The sequence below is a fragment of the Enterobacter sp. JS8-1 genome, from assembly GCF_049187015.1.
Taxonomy (GTDB): Bacteria; Pseudomonadota; Gammaproteobacteria; order Enterobacterales; family Enterobacteriaceae; genus Enterobacter; species Enterobacter mori.
Map to the genome: position 1 here is coordinate 3121395 of NZ_CP185805.1, position 18139 is coordinate 3139533.

Annotated in this window: 16 protein-coding genes; 1 reads left to right on the forward strand and 15 read right to left on the reverse strand. The window is 55.3% G+C overall.

Going from position 1 to position 18139, the window contains the following annotated elements; genetic code table 11:
• Positions 1 to 94 precede the first annotated feature (94 nt).
• The 15 genes from cpsG to ACOQH0_RS14975 all read right to left on the reverse strand — a co-directional run bounded on the left by cpsG (position 95) and on the right by ACOQH0_RS14975 (position 15752).
• Positions 95 to 1465 carry a colanic acid biosynthesis phosphomannomutase CpsG gene (gene cpsG / locus ACOQH0_RS14905; protein WP_421510725.1) on the reverse strand — a complete coding sequence of 457 codons (1371 nt, stop codon included), beginning with the start codon at positions 1463 to 1465 and terminating at the stop codon, positions 95 to 97.
• Between the two features lie 110 nt (positions 1466 to 1575).
• The gene (gene cpsB, locus ACOQH0_RS14910) at positions 1576 to 3012 is read right to left on the reverse strand and encodes a mannose-1-phosphate guanyltransferase (RefSeq protein ID WP_089598073.1); all 1437 of its coding nucleotides are present in this window, start codon (positions 3010 to 3012) and stop codon (positions 1576 to 1578) included.
• A 3-nt stretch (positions 3013 to 3015) separates the two neighbouring features.
• Positions 3016 to 4239: a colanic acid biosynthesis fucosyltransferase WcaI gene (wcaI, locus tag ACOQH0_RS14915; protein WP_421510726.1), complete on the reverse strand. Its 1224-nt coding sequence runs from the start codon at positions 4237 to 4239 to the stop codon at positions 3016 to 3018.
• Positions 4236 to 4715: a GDP-mannose mannosyl hydrolase gene (locus ACOQH0_RS14920; protein WP_100166191.1), complete on the reverse strand. Its 480-nt coding sequence runs from the start codon at positions 4713 to 4715 to the stop codon at positions 4236 to 4238. Before ACOQH0_RS14920 ends, wcaI begins: the two co-directional genes overlap by 4 nt.
• Before the next feature lie 2 nt (positions 4716 to 4717).
• Positions 4718 to 5683: a GDP-L-fucose synthase gene (gene fcl, locus ACOQH0_RS14925; protein ID WP_421510727.1), complete on the reverse strand. Its 966-nt coding sequence runs from the start codon at positions 5681 to 5683 to the stop codon at positions 4718 to 4720.
• 2 nt (positions 5684 to 5685) lie between these two features.
• On the reverse strand, positions 5686 to 6807 hold the full coding sequence (gene gmd / locus ACOQH0_RS14930) for a GDP-mannose 4,6-dehydratase (protein WP_010431938.1): 1122 nt from the start codon (positions 6805 to 6807) through the stop codon (positions 5686 to 5688).
• Between the two features lie 21 nt (positions 6808 to 6828).
• On the reverse strand, positions 6829 to 7383 hold the full coding sequence (gene wcaF, locus ACOQH0_RS14935; protein WP_010431937.1) for a colanic acid biosynthesis acetyltransferase WcaF: 555 nt from the start codon (positions 7381 to 7383) through the stop codon (positions 6829 to 6831).
• A gap of 16 nt (positions 7384 to 7399) precedes the next feature.
• Positions 7400 to 8146, reverse strand: a complete 747-nt coding sequence (wcaE, locus tag ACOQH0_RS14940; protein WP_089598071.1) for a colanic acid biosynthesis glycosyltransferase WcaE — start codon at positions 8144 to 8146, stop codon at positions 7400 to 7402.
• Positions 8147 to 8162: 16 nt separating this feature from the next.
• The gene (wcaD, locus tag ACOQH0_RS14945; protein WP_089598070.1) at positions 8163 to 9383 is read right to left on the reverse strand and encodes a colanic acid polymerase WcaD; all 1221 of its coding nucleotides are present in this window, start codon (positions 9381 to 9383) and stop codon (positions 8163 to 8165) included.
• The gene (gene wcaC / locus ACOQH0_RS14950; RefSeq protein WP_174339811.1) at positions 9358 to 10575 is read right to left on the reverse strand and encodes a colanic acid biosynthesis glycosyltransferase WcaC; all 1218 of its coding nucleotides are present in this window, start codon (positions 10573 to 10575) and stop codon (positions 9358 to 9360) included. Before wcaC ends, wcaD begins: the two co-directional genes overlap by 26 nt.
• Positions 10572 to 11063: a colanic acid biosynthesis acetyltransferase WcaB gene (wcaB, locus tag ACOQH0_RS14955; RefSeq protein ID WP_042715911.1), complete on the reverse strand. Its 492-nt coding sequence runs from the start codon at positions 11061 to 11063 to the stop codon at positions 10572 to 10574. The genes wcaC and wcaB overlap by 4 nt, the downstream gene beginning before the upstream one ends.
• The gene (gene wcaA, locus ACOQH0_RS14960) at positions 11063 to 11905 is read right to left on the reverse strand and encodes a colanic acid biosynthesis glycosyltransferase WcaA (protein ID WP_089598068.1); all 843 of its coding nucleotides are present in this window, start codon (positions 11903 to 11905) and stop codon (positions 11063 to 11065) included. The genes wcaB and wcaA overlap by 1 nt, the downstream gene beginning before the upstream one ends.
• Positions 11906 to 12000: 95 nt before the next feature.
• Positions 12001 to 14163, reverse strand: coding sequence for a tyrosine-protein kinase Wzc (wzc, locus tag ACOQH0_RS14965; protein ID WP_421510728.1), 2163 nt, complete (start codon positions 14161 to 14163; stop codon positions 12001 to 12003).
• A gap of 2 nt (positions 14164 to 14165) precedes the next feature.
• Positions 14166 to 14609: a low molecular weight protein-tyrosine-phosphatase Wzb gene (gene wzb, locus ACOQH0_RS14970; RefSeq protein ID WP_010431923.1), complete on the reverse strand. Its 444-nt coding sequence runs from the start codon at positions 14607 to 14609 to the stop codon at positions 14166 to 14168.
• Between the two features lie 6 nt (positions 14610 to 14615).
• Positions 14616 to 15752, reverse strand: coding sequence for a polysaccharide export protein (locus tag ACOQH0_RS14975; protein ID WP_063144532.1), 1137 nt, complete (start codon positions 15750 to 15752; stop codon positions 14616 to 14618).
• Between the two features lie 694 nt (positions 15753 to 16446).
• Between ACOQH0_RS14975 and ACOQH0_RS14980 the strand changes: the two genes are divergently transcribed.
• Positions 16447 to 18030: a TerC family protein gene (locus ACOQH0_RS14980; RefSeq protein WP_120157864.1), complete on the forward strand. Its 1584-nt coding sequence runs from the start codon at positions 16447 to 16449 to the stop codon at positions 18028 to 18030.
• Positions 18031 to 18139 lie beyond the last annotated feature (109 nt).

The window sequence follows — 18139 nt, forward strand, 5'->3', positions numbered from 1 at the left end:
ACCTTACCCCTCGCCCTACCCCTCTCCCCACAGGGGAGAGGGAACTTGAACACCCTCTCCCCTGTGGGGAGAGGGCTGGGGTGAGGGGCAATTGTTACTGATTCAACAGCGCCAGAATGTCCTTCGTTCGGGCTTCCATCAGCGCCGTGTCGGCACGGGATTCCACGTTCAGACGCACCACCGGCTCGGTATTGGACGAGCGCAGGTTGAAGCGCCACTGCGGGAACGCCATGCTGATGCCGTCGGTACGGTCAATTTCCAGCGCGTGGATGGCAAAGTGCTGTTCCACGCGGGCAATCGCCTCGGCAGGCTGCGCCAGCTTGCTGTTGATCTCACCGCTCGCCGGGAAGGCCGCCATGCGATCACGCACCAGCTCGCCCAGGGTCTGCCCTTTCAGGCACAGCAGCTCGGTCACCAGCAGCCACGGGATCATCCCGCTGTCGCAGTAGGCAAAATCACGGAAGTAGTGGTGAGCGCTCATCTCGCCGCCGTAAATGGCGTCTTCTTCACGCATGCGCTCTTTGATAAAGGCGTGGCCAGTTTTGGACATCACCGGCGTACCGCCCGCCGCGGACACCACATCGACGGTATTCCAGGAGAGGCGCGGATCGTGAATGATCTTCGCCCCCGGGTATTTCTCGAGGAAGGCTTCCGCCAGCAGGCCGACGATGTAGTAGCCCTCGATGAACTGCCCTTTCTCGTCGAACAGGAAGCAGCGATCGAAGTCACCGTCAAAGGCGATACCCATATCGGCACCGTGCTCAATCACCGCGTTACGGGTGTCGTCGCGGCACTCTGGCAGCAGCGGGTTAGGAATACCGTTCGGGAAATTGCCGTCCGGGGTGTTATGCACTTTGATGAAGGTGACCGGCACGTTCAGCGCCTTAAAGCGGGCTTCCAGGGCATCCACCACCGGACCGGCCGCGCCGTTACCGGAGTTGATGACCAGCTTCAGCGGCTTCAGGTTTGCCACGTTGATGTAGCCCAGCAGGTGATCGATGTACTCTTTTTGCAAATTGATCTGCTTGTAGCTGCCGCGCTTCGCGTCGTTCACCGGCGGGAAGTCGTTGGCTTCCGCGAGACGCTGTACGTCGCGCAGGCCGGTATCGCCACTGATCGGACGCGCGCCCTTGCGCACCAGCTTCATGCCGTTGTAGTCCATCGGGTTGTGGCTGGCGGTCACTTCAATACCGCCGTCCACGCCCAGGTGGAAGGTGGCAAAATAGATCTCTTCAGTACCGGAAAGGCCGATATCCAGCACGTCCACGCCCGCATCCTGCAGCCCTTTCGCCAGGGCCAGCTTCAGGGACTCGCTGGTCAGGCGCACGTCGCCGCCCAGCACGATAGTTTGCGGCTTTAAATATTCGCCGTACGCGCGGCCAATACGCCACGCAATGTCTTCATTCAGCTCTTCGCCCAGCTTGCCGCGAATATCGTAGGCTTTAAAACAGGTTAACTTTTCCATGATGACCCCTTTTTCAGGCAACAGTTGGCCCTGACCAATTAATGGCCAAATTCTTTTTTTTCATTCGTAGGCCCGGTTAGCGCAGCGCCACCGGGCAGGAAGCAGAGGCGCTACACCCGTCCGTAACGATCCTGGAAGCGAACGATATCGTCCTCCTCCAGATACGAACCGGAGCGCACTTCAATTAAGTCGAGCGGAATTTTCCCCGGGTTCTCCAGACAGTGCGTGGCCCCCAGCGGAATGTAGATGGATTCGTTTTCGCCCAGCAGTTTGATTTCGCCGTCGATGGTGACTTTTGCGGTTCCCGCCACCACCACCCAGTGCTCGGCGCGATGGTGGTGCATCTGTACGGACAGCCCTTCACCCGGCTTCACGGTAATACGCTTCACCTGATAGCGGTCGCCGGAGTCGATGGAGTCATACTTGCCCCACGGACGGTAGACTTCGCGGTGAATGTGGTGCTCGTGACGACCATCGGCCTTGATTTGTTCAACCACTTTTTTAACGTCCTGCACGGCGTTACGGTCGGCAATCAGCACCGCATCTTTGGTCTGCACGACCACCAGATCCTTCACCCCAACCGTGGTGACCAGGCCGGATTCGGCATAAACATAGCTGTTTTCCGTTTTGTGGCTAATCACATCACCGTGATGGACGTTACCCTCCGGGGTATGCGCACTGATCTCCCACAGGGATGACCAGGACCCCACATCGCTCCAGCCCGCGTCCATCGGCACCACGACGGCATCCGCCGTGCGCTCCATGACCGCGTAGTCAATGGACTCCTCCGGGCAGGCGAGGAAAGATTGCTCATCCACACGAATAAAGTCGAGGTCAGGATCGACCACCGCCATCGCTTTCTCACAGGCGCTCAGGATGTCCGGACGGTATTTTTCCAGCTCTTCCAGGTAGCGTCCGGCGCGGAACAGGAACATGCCGCTGTTCCAGTAATATTCCCCGCTGGCCACATAGGCCTGCGCGGTTTCCAGATTCGGTTTTTCGACGAACTGCGCCACGTCAAACGCCACGCTGTCGCCTTCGCCCGGCGTCACGCTGCCGCGACGGATGTAGCCATAGCCGGTTTCCGGCAGGTCCGGCACGATGCCGAAGGTCACCAGCTTGCCGCTTTCCGCGTAAGGAATGGCCGCACGGACCGCGTCGCGGAACGCCTCTTCCTGCTGAATGACGTGGTCAGCCGCCAGTACCAGCATCAGCGGGTCGCAGTTCGGGCTGCTGCGTTTTGCCGCCAGCGCCGCCAGGGCGATCGCAGGGGCAGTGTTACGACCGGCAGGCTCCAGAATGATGTTTTCTGTGAGTTTGTTCAGCTGGCGCAGCTGCTCGGCAACGATAAAACGGTGCTGTTCGTTACAAATAACGACCGGACTTTCACACTCCACGCCGTGCAGACGGTTGACCGTCGTTTGCAGCATGGTGAGGTCCCCTTTCAGGCAGAGGAACTGTTTTGGATAGAGCACGCGGGACAGCGGCCACAACCGGCTACCAGAGCCACCTGCCATCACAACCGGATACAACGTGGTTTGACTCATGATTTATCCCCGTATATCTGCAATAAATTGGCTCAGCACGTTCTCTTTTTCGAGCGTGCGTTCGGCATATTCACGTGCCACCGTGTTCTCTTTTGGCATGGCGAGTGCCTGCTCAATACCGGCTACCAGCGCGGGAACGGATTCTGGCTCCACGCAAACGGCAATGCCGGGATAGCTGTTACACAGCTGGCCTAATTCTGTTTCGGCTTCTGCCGTAATCACCGCGTTGCCGCCCACCGCCAGAATGTTGGTCAGCTTGGACGGCAGCACCGCGTCCGCCGCGCCGCGCTTTTGCACGACCAGATGGCAGTCGCCCATCTTCAGCAGGGCAGGTAGCGCCTCGTAAGACTGAAGCGGGAAAAATTTCACGTTGGTCAGGCCGCGTTCGAGGGTCATTTTTTCCAGCCGCGCTTTTCCACCGCCCTGCCCGACAATCACAAACGTCCACGGATGTTCGCTAAGCTGCTGCGCCGCTTCAATGACGCTCTCCAGCCCCTGCTTTTCGCCGATGTTACCCGAGTAAAGAATGATTTTTTGATCTTCAGGCAATCCGAGCTGCGCGCGGAGCGCATGAGCATCTTGCTCTGTCACATCGCGGAAACGGGCCACTTCGGACCAGTTCGGGAAGAAAATGACTCTCTCCGCCGGGACGCCCTTCTCCTGCGCCTTGTTCATCATCGAGCGCGAGATAGTCGAGACGTAATCCACGTTGTGCAGCCCGCTGCGCTCAAAGGCGCTGGCGAGCTTCGCCACCTTGCCGCCCTTGCCCTTGCCCGCCATTCCCAGGCCGAGCATGGCGTCCACTTCATAATCCTGAATGTGCAGCAGGGTGCGCGCGCCAGAAAGTTTGCCCAGCAGGCGCATGCCCGGCGTGCAAAACAGCGTCGGCACCACGCCGATAATGCGATCCGGCTTCCAGCGACGCTGCGCCATCAGCGGGAAAAAACTGCTCAGGGCAAAGCTGCCCAGATGAATTAAACGTTTCAGCGTCGAAGGCTGTTTTGGCACGTAGAGTGGGCAGCGCCACACAGTCGCAGCACCCTCTTCGCGGCGATAGCGCCAGCTTGAGTAGCGCTCGCCCACCTTCCACTCCGGGTAGTACGGCGGCGCGGTAATGACCCGCACGTCATGTCCCTGGCTCGCCATCCACTCGACCATCTCGCCGGTGTATTTCCCGATGCCGGTTAATTCCGGCGAATAGTTAATGCCATACACAAGGATCTTCATAAACCCGGCACCCCGGACTGACGTTCTGCGAGGAAGTACGCTCGACTGTTATCGTGAACGTTATCGCTCGCCAGCAGCGCCTCTGGCGTCTGCCAGCGGTAGTCGTCATGCTGAGAATCAGGCAGATGCAGATCTGCCTCACTCACCTTCAGGCGGAACCCCAGCACGATGTAGTGCGTGGAGAACCCGGTGCCTGAAAAGTTATCGTCATAGAAGTGCTGCCAGACCCCGTAAAACTGGCCTGCCGCCATCGGCAGCTGCAGGCCCAGCTCCGCCAGAGTGAGACGCTCAAACGCATCGGTCAGCGTCTCATCCTTCTGCACGCGCCCGCCGGGCACGAACCAAAAGCCCTGTGCAGGACGATTGGTTCGTTTCCCCAGCAAGAACTCGCCGCGTTCGTTCTCCACGATCAAATCGATTGAGATCAGCGGAGTAGAACGCACTACCGTGGCAAAATCTTCCTGACTTAAAAACATCATTACCCCCGGAAGCGGTGCTGGTTTTCCAGGAACCACTGGTAGGTGCTGGCCAGCCCCTGCTCCAGTGACACCTCGTGATACCAGCCCAGCTGATGCAGGCGGGTCACGTCCAGCAGTTTGCGCGGCGTGCCGTCCGGCTTGGTGGCGTCAAACACCACGCGGCCTTTGTAGCCCACCACCTGCGCGATAGTCTGCGCCAGCTCGCGGATGGTGCAGTCAACGCCGGTTCCGACGTTGATGTGCGACAGCATCGGCTCGGTGTTCTCCTGCCACACTTCGCGATCCAGCTCCATTACGTGAATGCTGGCCGCAGCCATGTCGTCCACATGCAGGAACTCGCGCTTTGGCGTACCGCTGCCCCACACCACCACGTCCGGCGCGTTCTCGGCGGTCGCCTCGTGGAAACGGCGGAGCAGCGCCGGGATCACGTGCGAATTGCTCGGGTGGAAGTTGTCGTGCGGTCCGTACAGGTTGGTCGGCATCACCGAACGATAGTCGCGGTTGTACTGACGGTTGTAGGACTCACACAGCTTGATCCCGGCAATTTTGGCAATCGCGTACGGCTCGTTGGTCGCTTCCAGCGTGCCCTGCAGCAGTTCGCTTTCCGCGATGGGCTGCTTCGCCATTTTTGGGTAAATACAGGATGAACCGAGGAACAGCAGCTTATTCACGTTGTGCAGGTGCGCCGCGTGAATGATGTTGCTCTCGATCATCATGTTCTCGTAGATGAAATCTGCCGGGTAGGTGTTGTTGGCAACAATGCCGCCCACTTTCGCCGCCGCCAGATACACCTGGTCAATACGTTCGTTGGCAAAGAAGTCCTGTACCGCTTTGCTGTCTAGCAGGTTCAGCTCGTCGCGGGTGCGGACAATCACCTCTACATCACCGCGCTGCTCCAGCTGGCGAACAATCGCGGAACCCACCATTCCGCGATGACCGGCGACAAAAATACGTTGTTTTGTCATTCTCAGGACTCCAGCGCGATGGCAACCTCGTAGCCATGAGACTTGAGCAGGGAGTGTTTTTTCGCTGCTTCAAGATCTTTGGCCACCATCTCGGAAACCATCTCCTGCAGAGTGGTCTCTGGTTTCCAGCCCAGGGTTTCGTGCGCTTTGGTTGGGTCACCCAGCAGGGTTTCCACTTCAGCAGGACGGAAGTAGCGTGGGTCAACCTGAACGATAACGTCGCCCGGCTTCACGCCCGGTGCGTCGTGACCCGTCACGGAAACCACAATGCCCTTCTCTTCCACGCCAGTACCTTCGAAGCGCAGTTTGATGCCCAGCTGCGCGGCAGCCATTTCAACGAACTGACGCACGGAATACTGCACGCCGGTCGCGATCACGAAGTCTTCTGGTTTGTCCTGCTGCAGCATCATCCACTGCATTTTCACGTAGTCTTTCGCATGGCCCCAGTCACGCAGGGAGTCCATGTTGCCGAGGTGCAGGCAAGATTCCAGACCCTGAGCGATGTTGGCGATCGCGCGGGTGATTTTACGGGTCACGAAGGTTTCGCCGCGACGCGGGGATTCGTGGTTGAACAGAATGCCGTTACAGGCGTACATGCCGTAGGATTCACGGTAGTTTACGGTGATCCAGTAGGCGTACAGTTTAGCGACCGCATACGGAGAGCGCGGGTAGAACGGCGTGGTCTCTTTCTGTGGAATTTCCTGCACCAGGCCGTACAGCTCGGAGGTGGACGCCTGGTAGAAACGGGTTTTCTTCTCGAGGCCCAGGAAGCGAATGGCTTCCAGCAGACGCAGGGTGCCCATGGCGTCAACGTCGGCGGTGTATTCCGGGGATTCGAAGGAGACCGCAACGTGGCTCATCGCGCCCAGGTTGTACACTTCATCCGGCTGCACTTCCTGCAGGATACGGGTCAGGTTTGAGGAATCGGTCAGATCGCCGTAATGCAGATGGAATTTCGGGTTCGCGGAGTGAGGATCCTGGTAGATATGGTCAACACGCTCGGTGTTGAACGAAGAGGCACGACGTTTAATACCGTGTACTTCATACCCTTTTTCCAGCAGCAGTTCTGCCAGGTAAGAACCATCTTGTCCGGTAACGCCGGTGATGAGAGCGACTTTAGACATGTTTATATTCCTCTGTACTTATCAAAGTTTTTCAGTTTCAACGCGTTCGCGTATCACCACTGCGGGGTTGCCACGGCAAATTGTATTTGCCGGTAGCGATTTAAAAACGCTGCTGCGGGCACCGACTACCGTGCCATCGCCAACAGAAACACCAGGTGCAACAAAGACATCTGTTGCCAGCCAGCATTTTTCACCAATCACAATTGGCGAAGCGGTAATATCAAAATGCTGACTCATAAAATCATGGCTGCCGGTGCACAAATAACACTTCTGCGATACCACCGAATTTGCGCCAATCGTAATCTCGCCCAGGGTATATAACACCGCGTCATCCCCTACCCAGGCGTAATCCCCAAGCGTTAATTTCCAGGGATAGGTAATTTTCACCGAGGGGCGAATCACTACGTTTTTTCCGATTTTTGCGCCAAAGAGACGCAATAAAAAGGCTCGCCAGCGGTACAGTATTTGCGGAGACCAGGCAAATAATGTCGCCTGAACCGCCCACCACAACTGCACCTTAATACCATTCCCGCCCCGAAAGCCTTTCGGCACGGAGAATCCGTTAAGTTCCTGCATTAGGCTTCCTTATATTTCAGGCTTTGTTATATAAGGCTTTCGCTTTACCTGTCGTTTTCAGACGTAAAAAATAAGACAATTCCGCCCAGAACCCCGGCACGCGTAATATTTTACGCTGCACGTTTTTTGCATCCTGGCACAATTCCAGATTATTTGAAGTTGACACACCGCCCATGGAAAATTCAGATACCAGTCCTTTAATACGACGGAATGGATAACCTGATTTGTACAGGCTGGCAGTCAGTGCATAATCTGAAGACACTTTATACTGCAAATCGTAAGGCTGTTTTTTCAGGCCCTCGACCGGAAAGAAAATGGCCTGATGGCTGGCCGGCAGGCTGTGGTAGATATACCAGCCCGGCTTGGCGCTGCGCAGCACTTTATTTCCGTCACCAAAATCGAGCAGGGCATCGCCAATATACAAGGCGTCCTCTTTCTGGCGGGCGAGCTGACGGGCAAACAGGGCCACGTCGTCATGGAACACATCGCCAGAGTTCAGGAAGATGGCGTAACGTCCCTGCGCCATCGCGATGCCTTTATTCATCGCGTCGTAAATGCCTTTATCTTTCTCGCTGATGTAACGTAAGTTGAACTCACCGTTGAGTTTTTCCAGAAACTCAGCCGTACCGTCGTTCGAACCGCCATCAACCACGATCCACTCAAAGGTGAGGCTCGGATCGCGCGCCAGGTTGCGCAGCGAGCGCCAGGTTTTTACCACCCCTTCGTAGTTACGAAAGGCGACAGTAATGACGCTAAGAAACATAAATCACCTCATTTCGTCATACGCGCGTAATATTGAGCGCTTTGCGCAAAATAAACGGGCAGACAATCAAGAAAGCATATTCCGGGCTAAATATTGACCCCGTAAAGAACAACGACACTGGCGTAAAAAGATAAAGCTGCACGCGAAAGTTTTGGTTATCACCAAACGCGTTAATCATCATTTTAAAAACTTTAAACAGATACCAGATCGTCAACAGTACGGCGAACCACGAAAAATAAATAATTAACAGATACAGACCATTGTCTATGGTTTTACCGACATCCGCACCGTTAAAGATTCCGAATGATGCAACATATTCGTAAAGTGAGCCGAATCTTACTACCCCATCAATATGGGTTAAGGAATAACCCACCATCACCAGTGGCCCGATGATGCGATAATAGGAAGAAGACCCTTCCGTTCCCAAATCTCCCAGACGTTCTGAGATGTACGGGAAGGCAAATATCACGCCAACCATAAATACCGTCAGGGAGATAATCGCCAGCGGCAGTTTTTTCTTAATCGCATCTTTGTTCAGGTACTGGAATGCCCACTCCAGGAGGTAAAACAGGATAAATGTCATTACCCCTGAGAACGATCCAGACAGAACAATTCCTGCAAGAATCATAGCATCGGTTTTGGGGGTTTTGATACCAAACTGTTTGATGCTGAGCCAAATTGAGATTAACGCCAGAGCGAAAAACGCCGGTTCAAAATAGAGCGCAGTAGTACGCTTACCACCAAACTTAATGAAGTTCAGTACATAGCTGTTACTGTATATGAGATATTTCGAAATTATCTCCATCAAACTGCTGCCGCCGGTCAAAATAATTTGCGCCATTTCCATCGCGGCAAGCATAACAATGACCCCAACGACAATATAAAAGAACCTAAGGATTTTCTTATAATTGTGCGGCGAAATAGTTTTAAAGCGAATACTCCACACCATGCCAATAATGATAACGATATAAACAAACAGCATGGTTGAGGTGACGTATTTGCTGGCATCCAGCGACTGACCAAAGATGTAGTTAAACGCGGTCAGACCCACCCCGAGCCCTAACGCTATCATCAGCTTCTTGAGACTGATTTTCTCAACGTAGAGTAAAAGCAGAACGGGCAAGAAGGTGACGATGGTAATCGGGAAACTCTCCCCCAGCTGGGCAATCTTGACGTTGACCAGCAGGTAGATCAGCGGCAGCAGCAGATAACTACAGATTCTGATAGAACGAGACATACTCCTCCAGCATCTGTTGTCCACTGTAGGCCTTGCGGCTGCGGTTGCGGAACGATTCCAGGTCAGTGCCAAAAACGGCCTGCGCAATAGCGGCCTTCGGCAGTTGCACCAGCGGCAGCACCTCCTGCTCCGCGAAGGTTTTTCCGCCGGATTTCTCCAGTACTTCGCGCGCGGCGTCGCTGTGGGTGGCAATGACAGGCACGCCAATAGAGAGCGCTTCGCAGAGGATCAGCGGATAGTTGTCCACGCGGGAGCTGAACACCAGCGCATCCATACCGTTCAGGGCGCTCATCAGCTTGCGCTTGTCGGTTTCAAATCCGTGGTTCACCACGTTCGCCCCTTCAAACGGGGAAAACTTGCCGAAGGTGTGCAGTTCAACCTTGTCGCCGAGCGCCATGATGTCGCGCACCAGCTGCTGGTTGGTTTTGCCGTCGTAGCGCAGGTCATGCGCAACAATGGCAATTTTCGGTTTGCCCGGTGTTTCGGCTACGGGCGTCAGTTCCGCCAGGATCTCTTCCGTTGCTACGTCGATGCCGTTGTTGATGATCTTGCAGCGCCCTGCCCCGTACAGGCTGTTGAAGGCATCCGCCACGTGCTGGCTTGGGGAAATAAAGGTGCAGCCGAGCGAAAGCATGTCGCGGAACAGCTGACGCTTGCCCTCAACCAGCTGATGTGCGCGATCCACCTTCACCGGCGGATAATTGTTCAGCGTCGGACATTTCTGGCAGTTATCTTTCCAGCCTTCGCAGCCGTCGGTAAAGGCGCAGCGTCCGGTCACGCTCCAGTGATCGTGCAGCGTCCAGACGAATCGGGTGTCCGGCTTGTGCGCTTTCACCTTCTCACAAAACGCCACCACCTCTTCCAGATTCAGCCAGTAGCTGTGCAAAACGTGAAAATGCAGCACAACCGGACCGGTCGTGCGCGTCACGGTGCGGTAAAGGTTGTTCAGGTTGCCAAACAGATCGCGGTTAAACAGGCGGAACAGCGCAATGTTGGCAATGGAGGTCAGACGCGGGGTCTGCTTCAGCACCTGAGGATAGTTATCATGGCTAACGCTTTTTTTGCCGCCTTTGCCGTAGCCGTAAACAAAACGCGACTGTAATCCTTTTTGCAGCGCGCGCTGGTGCAGATCCAGCGCCACGCCAGCCGCCCCGCCTTCTGCGAGGCGTACGTTAAATTGCAGAATGTTCATTTAATCACCTTCACGCGGGCTTTCTCTCCCACCACCAGCGCATTGTCCGGAATGCTGTCCAGCACCACGCTACCTGCGCCAATCGTGACATTGTTGCCGATCGTGATGTCACCGATGATCACCACGTTGGCGCCCAGCTCGACGTTATTGCCAATCACCGGACAGGCCAGGCTTTCTGGCCCACGGTTGCCGATGGTGACCGCGTGGCGAATAGTGAAATCATCCCCCGCGACGACGAACTTATTGATCACCACGGCATACCCATGGTGGATGGTGAAGCGTCGGCCAATGGTGGCAGCGGCCTGAATTTCATAGCCAAAAAAGCATTCAGTAATGATGCGGTACAGCACCAGCACGGGTGCCGCCCAGATATTGTTTAAAACGTTTTTCTTACGCCACACCGAGCAAAAGTGCGCGATGCGGTACGCCAGAACCATGCAGCACGGGCGCAGGCTCCAGCTGTTAGCGCGGCAATCTTCCAGAAACATTATTTCCCCCGAAGCCCGTCGGCCAGACGCTTGCCGTTACGCACGGAAAGCAGCGTCAGCAGCGTGCGCCAGTTCATGCGCTTGTTGCGGATCTGATACAGGGTAAAGAGCTGATACTTCCGGCTGGCACGGTCAAACTTGTTCTTGTGCTTGCGGTAGAAGTGGAAGTAGCCCGAGAATTTCTTCGGTGACGAGGTGATTTGCATCTCCCCATGGTTGATGTGCAGGATCTGCGTGGCCTCTTCCACTTTCCACGGCTCGCCGTACTCCACCACCATTCGCAGGAAGATGTCGTAATCCTGCGCGGCCTTCAGTTCGGTATCGAACAGGCACTCTTTGAAGCGCCATGCCCAGGTGAAGACCTGATTACCGATAATGTTGCGCTTGTAGAACAGGCGGCGGGAGTACGGTGATTTCGGGTACAGCGGCAGGCTGGCCGGCTGCGAGTACACTTCACCCTGGCAAACGTAGTCGTTGGCATACAGGAACGCGTGCGTCCCCAGCTGCGCTTTGTGAGAGAGGAAGATGGACAGACGGTTTGGCGTCCATTCGTCATCGTCGTCAATCCCGGTCAGATACTGCCCTTTCGCCTGCATAATCGCCTGATTACGCACCGCACATGCGCCGGAGTTAATGGCGTTATGCGTATAGACCACCCGCGGGTCGTTGAGGTCAGTCACAAACTTTTGCAGCTGTTCATACGAGGAAGAGCAGTCATCGACGATGATCAGCTCCCAGTTATCGTAATCCTGTCGCAGGACGGATTTGATTGCGCGGATCGCCAGCTGCTGACGATTCCATGTCGGCATATAGATTGAAACTAAAGGGCGTTGTGTGGTCATGGTCTTCCCCTTATCCCTCACCCCGCCCCTCTCCCGGAGGGAGAGGGAGAAAAGCTGCTCTCCCTCAGAGGAGAGGGTTAGGGTGAGGGGGATTTTTATTTACTGTCAGATTTATATTCGTACTCGTAATACCCGTAATCCTGGTATCCGGTCGCGCGGCGGAAGATGGAGTTCAGGATCACCCCTTTCACCTCAATGCCGTTCTGCTCGAAGCGGCTCAGGCTGGTCTCGACTTCCTTCAGCGTGTTCACCGCGTAGCGCGCCACCATCAGCGTGGTGCCTGCATGACGGCCCACCACGGCGGCATCGGTCACGGCCAGAATTGGCGGCGTATCGATCAGCACCAGGTCGTAATGCTTACTCGCCCACTCCACCAGCTCGGTGAAGCGTTCGCTCATCAGCAGCTCGGACGGGTTCGGCGGCACCTGACCACGCGGGATCAGGTCAAATTTCGGGATAGAGGTCGGTTTCGCGCTCTCGCTAATCTCCCCTTTGCCGAGCAGAATTTCCGACAGGCCGTTAACGTTGTTGGTGCCCAGCAGCTCATGGGTGTAGCCCTTACGCATATCGCAGTCGATCAGCAGCACACGCTTGTTGGTCTGGCTTACCACCGCCGCCAGGTTGGCACAGACGAAGGTTTTACCGATTGACGGGCTAACGCCGGTCATCATCAGGACGTTGTTTTTCGCCTGCATCATGGCGAAGTGAAGGCTGGTACGCAGGCTGCGCACTGCTTCAATCGCCAGGTCAGTCGGGTTACCCACGGCCAGCAGCTGGCTCTGTTTGTAACGCTTAACCCCTTTGATGGTTTTGACGCTGTCACGCGATTTTTGCCATTCGGAAAGCGGGATGCTGGCGTACACGTTGATGCCGTGCTCTTCCAGCACCTGCGGACTTTCGATACCGCGGTTGAACAGCGAACGCAGCAGCACACCCACGATGGAGAGCATCAGGCCGAGAATAATGCTGCCGAGAATAATCAGCGCTTTCTTCGGCTTCAGCACACCGGGCTGGGTGATGGCAGGGTCGACGATACGCACATCACCCACCGTACTGGCTTCGGTGATCTTCAGCTCCTGCTGTTTGTTCAGCAATTGCATATAGACCTGCTGACCGGATTCCACATCGCGGGTCAGACGCACAATTTCCTGCTGCGTCTTCGGCATGGCGGTCACGCGGTTGTTCAGCTTCGCCTTCTCTTCTTCCAGCGTCTGGCGTTTTTCCAGCAGCGTGCGGTAGGCCGGGTGGCGTTTGGTGTAGAGCTTGGAGATTTCCGCCTCTTTGAAGGTCAGTTCATTGAGCTGCGCATCAATGTTCACCATCGAATCAAGAACGGATTTCGCTTCCAGCGGCAGGTCAACGGAGTCTTTGTCCTGACGATAGGCATTCAGCTTGTTCTCTGCGGCATCCAGACGGGAGCGCACTTCCGGCAGCTGTTTGGCGAGGAAGGCGAGGCTTTTTGCGGCTTCCGCAGATTTACGCTCGACGTTCTGCTCAAGGTAGTTGCGGGTAATGCTGTTCAGGATATCGCGGATTTTGTCCTTATCTTCACCGGTGAAAGTCATGCTCAGGACGCCGGTGTCCTTCCCATTTTCGGTGACGGTAAGGTTGTTTTGCAGGTTATTGATCATCCCCAGCGTGGAGAATTTGGTGACGGTAAACTCACCGCCTTCCTGGGCGTGGATTGCACTCACCATCATGCTGACGCCGTCTTTGGTCAACATCTGCCCCACTTCACCGCGCGCGCTAAGGCCCGCGTCGCTGGTCAGCTGGTAGTGCTTCGGACCCAGCACCGTCAGGGTAAAGGTCTGATCGCCCGCCCCTTTTGGCAGCACGAAGTCCGTCACTTTGACAGTGTCATTGCTGCGCCCCATCAGGCGATCCCAGCCCGCCCCGAATATCGGGAAGGTGTTTTTAGTGACGGAGATATCCAGCCCGAGGTCGTGCACCGTTTTGCCCAGTACCAGACGCGACTGGATCAGCTGAATTTCAGCGTCAGATGCGGGCGGTTTGTTCGCCAGCGCAGAGCCGATATCCTGTACCAGCGAGTTACCGGTGTTCTGTTCAATTTGCACCAGCGCGTCAGCGCTGTAGATAGGCGTCGCGAACAGCGTATAAACGATCGCCGCCACGGCAAACACGGCGGTGATCCCTATCACCCACCACTTCGCTTCAACAACGGTGCCGACCAGGCGACCAATATCGATTTCATCACTGCCCGAAGTCGGGGCGGCAGAAGGTTTTGTTTTTTCTGTCATTGTTATCCCTGCTGAGCTTTCAGTGCCTGCGCCCACTGACGGGCAGACTGGTCAAGTAAGGTGTATACCGCCTCAAATGCCTCACGGCTCTTGCGATACGGATCGGGGATTTCACGCTCGCCATCCCAGTGACCAAACAGCATCACCTTGCCGCGCATCTCCGGTGCGATCTCGCACAGCGCGTGAATGTGGCGTCTTTCCATCGTGAGGATCAGGTCATATTCCCGGCACATCCGGCCTGAGACCTGACGGGCAACATGCCCGTCAAGGGAGAGGTTATGAGCCTGCGCAACGCTCGTCGCCCGCTCGTCGGCCCCTTTGCCAACCAGCGCGCCAAGCCCTGCGGACTCCACCGTTAACGCTGGCTCGTACTGCTTCAGCAGCCGCTCAGCCGTGGGGGAACGGCAAATGTTCCCCACGCATACCACCAGAATTTTGTTAAACATCGCGGATTACCAGGTATGAATGTCGCGCGCCGTATCCGTCATGTAGCGAACGCCACTGATGGTTGGCAGCAACTGGTTGATCAGGCGGTTCCAGCGAGCAACCGGCGCGGTGGTAACGTAGACCACATCGTATGGCTGGAGGCGGAACTCCGTTGCCATCACCAGCGACGTCGCGTCAGACATATCCAGCTGGTAGATGTTGGCAATCTTGCCTTTCGTGCCCTCGCCTTTCAGCGGACGGATAACGAAGATACCGCTGGCGTTCGACGAGGTCAGGTCGATGCCTTCCGCGTTGCCCAGCGCTTCGGTCAGGGTCATACCGCTGAAGTCCATCTTGAGGGTGCTCTGTTTCTTCACTTCACCCATCACGAACACTTTCAGATCGTCGTTGCGTGGCACATACAGAATGTCACCCGGATAGAGCAATCGGTTCTGCGTCAGGTCGCCATTCTGCATCAGCGCCTGCAGCGAAATGCGCTGCTCTTTGCCTTCGTGGGTCAGGACAACGTTGCGCCAGTCGGCGCCGTCGGTTAAGCCGCCTGCGGCGTTGATGGCATCCAGAACCGTCAGCGGGACGTTAGTGATGGCCTGCTGGCCGGATTTGTTCACCTGGCCGGAGATATAGGCTTTCTGCGAGCGGAAGGCGGCGATATTAACGTCCACCTGCGGGTCAGCGATGTACTGCGCTAAGCGGCCGGTAATATCACTACGGATCTCGGCCAGCGTCTTGCCAACCACATGCACTTTGCCGATGTACGGATAGAACATCGTGCCATCAGACTGAACCCAGTTACCGGTGTCGCTTGAGCTGCGGTACTGGCCCGCTGGGGTCGTCAGTTCCGGGTGGTCCCATACGGTCACGTTGATCACGTCACCCGGTCCTACGCGGTACTGATAAGAGGCGATTTCCTGGTCCAGCGACATATTCGGCTGGGCAACATTGGGACGCGGGCGTAATTGTTCCACCAGACGTGGGGTCAATGGATAAACATTCACCATTTTGTCGAGGTCAAAATCGGCGTCCTGCTGTTTGATCACATCCTTGCCCATAGTTGACATATTGCTGCCGGGAAAGACCGTGCAACCACTCATCAAGGTCACAGACACCAATAATGGCATCAATTTCATTTTGGATTTCATCATTGATTATTTATCACTTTGGCAGAGTAATTATCCTGTGCAATTTAAATAAGCGCGGGTCGTTTTGGCATTCAGAATGCAGTTAAGCAATTAGAAATATAACTGGCATCAGTCCTAAAAAAAGCTTATTCATCCATTGGCTATTGACAGAATAATCGAGGCTGATTCACACGCTTTCAGGCACGCTACCGCCCTTGGCTTTCAGTTACCAATCCACTGACTAAACAATGTGTTATGGATAGACACCCTCTCAAACAAGGTCTTATGGAAATATTTCAGCCACGTTAAATAGCCCGTTGGCAATGAATTGCCACACCATAAGAACGAAACAAAAATAGCAACAAAGAAATTTAACATTTGATGCTGGGAGAATTGTTGCAGCTAACCTAATAGCAGGCAAGGAGACAACCCTCCTAATATCTGTTTTTAAGATTAATATTAATAGCAAAGTTTTGAGGTTTTAGGATTTTCTTTATATTGACAAAATATGCGTTAAAACCATTTACTGCGATATATCCTAAATGTGACCCAGTGTAATTAAATCTTCTCCATTACCTTATTTACACGGCTCAGTTTTTCACTCGTTTTATCCTCTCTTCTATTAAGAGAAATCTCAGCCTGGCATTGCAATTTCGGTCAGCTTTATCCATGATCGAAGTGTGACATTGCTCATATAACTGAAGGTATTGCTATTACTATGGAATGGATTGCCGATCCATCAATCTGGGCCGGGCTGGTTACGCTGGTCGTCATCGAATTAGTGCTCGGTATTGATAATCTGGTCTTTATCGCCATCCTCGCCGAAAAGCTGCCCCCTGCGCAGCGCGACCGTGCGCGCGTTACGGGTTTGCTGCTGGCGATGGTGATGCGTTTACTGCTGCTGGCCTCAATCTCCTGGCTGGTTACCCTCACCACACCGCTGTTTACGCTTTACGGCCTGAGCTTCAGCGCGCGTGACCTGATCATGCTCTTTGGCGGGTTGTTCCTTCTTTTCAAAGCCACGGTTGAACTCAATGAGCGGCTCGAAGGCAAAGACAGCGATAGCCCCACGCAGCGGCGCGGGGCGAAATTCTGGCCGGTGGTGGCGCAGATTGTGGTGCTCGACGCGGTTTTCTCCCTGGACTCCGTTATCACCGCCGTGGGCATGGTCGATCACCTCGCGGTGATGATGGCCGCCGTGATCATCGCCATCACGCTGATGGTAATGGCAAGTAAAGCGCTCACGCGGTTTGTGAACAGCCACCCGACCATCGTGATCCTGTGTCTGAGCTTCCTGCTGATGATTGGTTTCAGCCTGGTCGCCGACGGATTTGGTTTCCACATTCCTAAAGGCTACCTGTACGCGGCGATTGGCTTCTCGGTCATGATCGAATCGCTAAATCAGCTGGCAATCTTTAACCGTCGCCGTTTTCTCTCTGCAAATCAGACGCTGCGCCAGCGCACCGCCGATACGGTAATGCGCCTGCTGAGCGGGCGAAAAGAGGATGCCGAGCTGGATGCCGAATCCTCTGCGATGCTGGCCGATCACAGCGACGGGCAGATCTTCGATCCGCAGGAACGACGCATGATTGAGCGGGTGCTCAACCTGAACCAGCGCTCCGTCAGCAGCATCATGACCTCGCGTCACGATATCGAGCACATCGATTTGACGGCGCCGGAAGAGCAAATCCGCGCCCTGCTGGATAAAAACCAGCACACTCGGGTCGTAGTGACGGGCGGTGAAGAGGAAGAGGAACTGCTGGGCGTGGTGCACGTCATTGACCTGCTACAGCAGCAGCTGCACGGCGAGCCGCTTAATCTGCGCGTGCTGGTACGCCAGCCGCTGGTGTTCCCGGAAGGACTGCCGTTGCTCTCTGCGCTTGAGCAGTTCCGTAACGCGCGGACCCACTTCGCGTTTGTCGTTGATGAGTTTGGTTCTGTGGAAGGGCTGGTGACGCTCAGCGATGTTATGGAAACCATCGCCGGTAATCTGCCGAATGAGGTGGATGAAATCGATGCGCGCCATGACATTCAGAAAAACGCAGACGGTACGTGGACGGCTAACGGCCATATGCCGCTGGAAGACCTGGTGCAGTTTGTGCCGTTGCCGCTGGATGAGAAGCGTGAGTATCACACCATTGCAGGTCTGCTGATGGAGTATTTACAGCGCATCCCGCAGCCGGGGGAAGAGGTTCAGGTAGGCGACTATCTGCTGAAAACGCTGCAAATTGAAAACCATCGCGTGCAGAAAGTGCAGCTCATTCCACTGCGGGATGAGGAAGAAATGGATTTTGAGGTGTAGGTAAAAAAAACGGCAACCTGGCTGCCGTTTTAGGGTTTGCTCCCTCTCCCGTGGGAGAGGGCTGGGGTGAGGGCATCAGGCCGCACTGGCTGCCGGGTAAGGCGTAGCC

Coding starts and splice junctions, on each gene's coding strand:
- cpsG (WP_421510725.1), bottom strand. CDS start 1,465: ATGGAAAAGTTAACCTGTTTTAAAGCCTACGATATTCGCGGCAAGCTG.
- ACOQH0_RS14975 (WP_063144532.1), bottom strand. CDS start 15,752: ATGATGAAATCCAAAATGAAATTGATGCCATTATTGGTGTCTGTGACC.
- ACOQH0_RS14920 (WP_100166191.1), bottom strand. CDS start 4,715: ATGTTTTTAAGTCAGGAAGATTTTGCCACGGTAGTGCGTTCTACTCCG.
- ACOQH0_RS14980 (WP_120157864.1), top strand. CDS start 16,447: ATGGAATGGATTGCCGATCCATCAATCTGGGCCGGGCTGGTTACGCTG.
- wcaE (WP_089598071.1), bottom strand. CDS start 8,146: ATGTTTCTTAGCGTCATTACTGTCGCCTTTCGTAACTACGAAGGGGTG.
- wzc (WP_421510728.1), bottom strand. CDS start 14,163: ATGACAGAAAAAACAAAACCTTCTGCCGCCCCGACTTCGGGCAGTGAT.
- wzb (WP_010431923.1), bottom strand. CDS start 14,609: ATGTTTAACAAAATTCTGGTGGTATGCGTGGGGAACATTTGCCGTTCC.
- wcaI (WP_421510726.1), bottom strand. CDS start 4,239: ATGAAGATCCTTGTGTATGGCATTAACTATTCGCCGGAATTAACCGGC.
- wcaB (WP_042715911.1), bottom strand. CDS start 11,063: ATGTTTCTGGAAGATTGCCGCGCTAACAGCTGGAGCCTGCGCCCGTGC.
- fcl (WP_421510727.1), bottom strand. CDS start 5,683: ATGACAAAACAACGTATTTTTGTCGCCGGTCATCGCGGAATGGTGGGT.
- cpsB (WP_089598073.1), bottom strand. CDS start 3,012: ATGAGTCAAACCACGTTGTATCCGGTTGTGATGGCAGGTGGCTCTGGT.
- wcaF (WP_010431937.1), bottom strand. CDS start 7,383: ATGCAGGAACTTAACGGATTCTCCGTGCCGAAAGGCTTTCGGGGCGGG.
- wcaC (WP_174339811.1), bottom strand. CDS start 10,575: ATGAACATTCTGCAATTTAACGTACGCCTCGCAGAAGGCGGGGCGGCT.
- wcaD (WP_089598070.1), bottom strand. CDS start 9,383: ATGTCTCGTTCTATCAGAATCTGTAGTTATCTGCTGCTGCCGCTGATC.
- gmd (WP_010431938.1), bottom strand. CDS start 6,807: ATGTCTAAAGTCGCTCTCATCACCGGCGTTACCGGACAAGATGGTTCT.
- wcaA (WP_089598068.1), bottom strand. CDS start 11,905: ATGACCACACAACGCCCTTTAGTTTCAATCTATATGCCGACATGGAAT.